Genomic DNA, 1,976 nt, shown 5'->3' with positions numbered 1-1,976 from the left:
CGTCCTCTCGGCCCTCGGCAAGTCCGACGAGCTGCTGGACATCGCGCTCAAGCTGCCGCCCCACGCCCCGTCCTTCCCCGCCGCGTCGGCGACGCGTGGGCGCGAGGCCGCCCCGTCCACCGGGGCAGGAGCGTGACGACCAGTGAACGCCTTCGGCTCCCGCGAACCTTGAGCGTCGACACCCTGTTCTTCCAGGGGCAGGACCGAGAGCCTCGGGCAGGGGCGAAGATTGCGATTCGGTGGCGAAGTGCCGCCATCGCGTTGCCCCCTGCCGAGCCGCGAAGTTGAGTCCGGCATGCAGACTCGCAGAAATCAGTACACGGTGATGGACGGTGTCTACTGGCTCAGGGGCGAAGGATCACCCTGCGCTCCGTGGACCGAGCCGCCCTCCCTCGCCGACGGTGACGCCCGGACCGCGAGCCGCCGCTCCCGGACTGCCTGGCTCCGGACGGCGGAGCTGTTCACCGGGGAGCCCGCGACGGTCGTCCGGGTCGTCATGCTCACGGGGGCTTCGGTCACCGTCGCCCTGTCGCCCCTGCTCCCGCCCCGCTGAGGAGGCTCACGGCGGGACGCCGCTTCAGGCGACGTCCCGGACGGGCCGGTAGGTGAGGGGCGAGGCTGTCGCCGACGGCACGCATGTCGACCAGGGGGGCTTCGTGTCGCCGAGGGCGCCGAAGAGACGTTCTCCCGCGCCCAGGACGACGGGCAACACCACGAGCCGGAACTCGTCGACGAGGTCGTGCTCCACCCGTGTGCGAACGAGCCGGCCGCCGGCGTAGACGACGATGTCGCCGGCCCGGCCTGGGTGTTCCGCGAGGTCTCCTGAATGATCGCGTGCAGGCCGTGGGCCCGGACGTACTGATTGAGCGCGGTTGCGACCATCTCGGTCCCGCGGCTCTTGCCGGCGCCGGGCTGACCGACGAGGGAGACCACGGCGGGCGTTGGCTGCGGCGCGCGTCCTGCCAGGAGGTCGGGGACGATCCGCTCGCGGAAGATCCGCTGGTTCTCCGCCTCCGGTAAGCGGTAGCGCTCGACTTCGACCGGGTGGATCACACGGTACCTCCCCGGACCTCGCGGGCGAGCTGCGCGTAGCGCTGCCGGGCGGCGGCGATCTGCTCCCGGTCGCTGGAGCGCAACTCCTCCCGCTCATGGGCGAGCCGGACCTGGGCGGCGCGCGCCTGCCTGATGACCGCCTGGTCCGGGTGCGGCTTGGCCTCCTCGGCGGCGATGCGGGAGCTGTAGGCGCCGACCGCGCCGTTGATCGCCTCGATCGCGGCCTCGTACGCGGCGGTCTCCTCGTTGGACCAGTCGTGCGACTCCAAAGCGTGCGTGATGGAGATTCCGTTGCTGGGTGCGGCCATGACTGCCTCCTGCTTGAAGATGCTGATCATTGTGGTAGATGAGTCGTTCGCAGGGGGCAGTTCTTTCACCTGGTTCGGGCGGCGCTCGCGCCGCAAGTGACGCGGAGGGGCATCTGTGGCGGAGGGCGAACTTCCACACCAGTGCTGGAGCTAGACCCTTCTCATCGCAGGTGGCAGGTCACCAGTAGGCGGGAACGGGTGGGGGAGGGAGCGACGGGAGGTTCCAGTTGATCCACCGGCCTCGCTCGACGGAGCCGACCATGACGGTGCCGGGGCGGCCCGGCTCCTGGGCGGCCACGTTCGTGAGCCACGCCTGGGACTCGAAGAGGATGCGCGGGTCGGTGAAGGCCTCGAAGGCAGCAAACCTCAGCTTCCCGTCGCGGGCCCAGGCAGCAAACAGGCCTTCGTAGGCCCCGGGGCGACCGCCCAGAAGTAGGTGCGCCGTCGGGGGAGGTGACGCAGGCGAAGCGGACATCGGGCAGGTCAAAGGTGGGCACGAGGACGTTGGTGAAGCCCTCGGTTAGGAGCACCGCAGCCCAAGGCAAGCTCAAACGATGCAGGGCCTAGGTGTATTGACCTGCAGCGTTGTTGACGCGGGTGATGGGCGGGTGTCCG

4 protein-coding genes are annotated in these 1,976 nt (G+C 70.0%); 1 reads left to right on the top strand and 3 read right to left on the bottom strand.

The window, feature by feature from the left end; genetic code table 11:
• Positions 1-295 precede the first annotated feature (295 nt).
• On the top strand, positions 296-553 hold the full coding sequence (locus tag AB0K65_RS32260) for a hypothetical protein (protein WP_365722852.1): 258 nt from the start codon (positions 296-298) through the stop codon (positions 551-553).
• Positions 554-577: 24 nt separating this feature from the next.
• On the opposite strand, the gene AB0K65_RS32255 is transcribed toward AB0K65_RS32260, so the two are convergent.
• The 3 genes from AB0K65_RS32255 to AB0K65_RS32245 form a co-directional block, all read right to left on the bottom strand.
• Positions 578-1,150 carry a dihydrofolate reductase family protein gene (locus AB0K65_RS32255; RefSeq protein ID WP_365722850.1) on the bottom strand — a complete coding sequence of 191 codons (573 nt, stop codon included), beginning with the start codon at positions 1,148-1,150 and terminating at the stop codon, positions 578-580.
• Complete coding sequence (locus AB0K65_RS32250) at positions 1,050-1,361, bottom strand: hypothetical protein (RefSeq protein ID WP_365722848.1); 312 nt, start codon at positions 1,359-1,361, stop codon at positions 1,050-1,052. Before AB0K65_RS32250 ends, AB0K65_RS32255 begins: the two co-directional genes overlap by 101 nt.
• A gap of 178 nt (positions 1,362-1,539) precedes the next feature.
• Positions 1,540-1,836, bottom strand: coding sequence for a hypothetical protein (locus AB0K65_RS32245; RefSeq protein WP_365722846.1), 297 nt, complete (start codon positions 1,834-1,836; stop codon positions 1,540-1,542).
• Between the last annotated feature and the right edge of the window lie 140 nt (positions 1,837-1,976).

It is taken from the genome of Streptomyces sp. NPDC053755 (genome assembly GCF_040677675.1).
Lineage (GTDB): Bacteria > Actinomycetota > Actinomycetes > Streptomycetales > Streptomycetaceae > Streptomyces.
Note: the sequence above shows the minus strand (reverse complement) of the source record. Positions and strands in the feature narration are given on the sequence as shown.

Excerpts from the sequence above, each read along its gene's own strand:
- AB0K65_RS32260 (WP_365722852.1), top strand. The coding sequence starts at position 296 with ATGCAGACTCGCAGAAATCAGTACACGGTGATGGACGGTGTCTACTGG.
- AB0K65_RS32255 (WP_365722850.1), bottom strand. The coding sequence starts at position 1,150 with ATGAGCGGGAGGAGTTGCGCTCCAGCGACCGGGAGCAGATCGCCGCCG.
- AB0K65_RS32250 (WP_365722848.1), bottom strand. The coding sequence starts at position 1,361 with ATGGCCGCACCCAGCAACGGAATCTCCATCACGCACGCTTTGGAGTCG.
- AB0K65_RS32245 (WP_365722846.1), bottom strand. The coding sequence starts at position 1,836 with ATGTCCGCTTCGCCTGCGTCACCTCCCCCGACGGCGCACCTACTTCTG.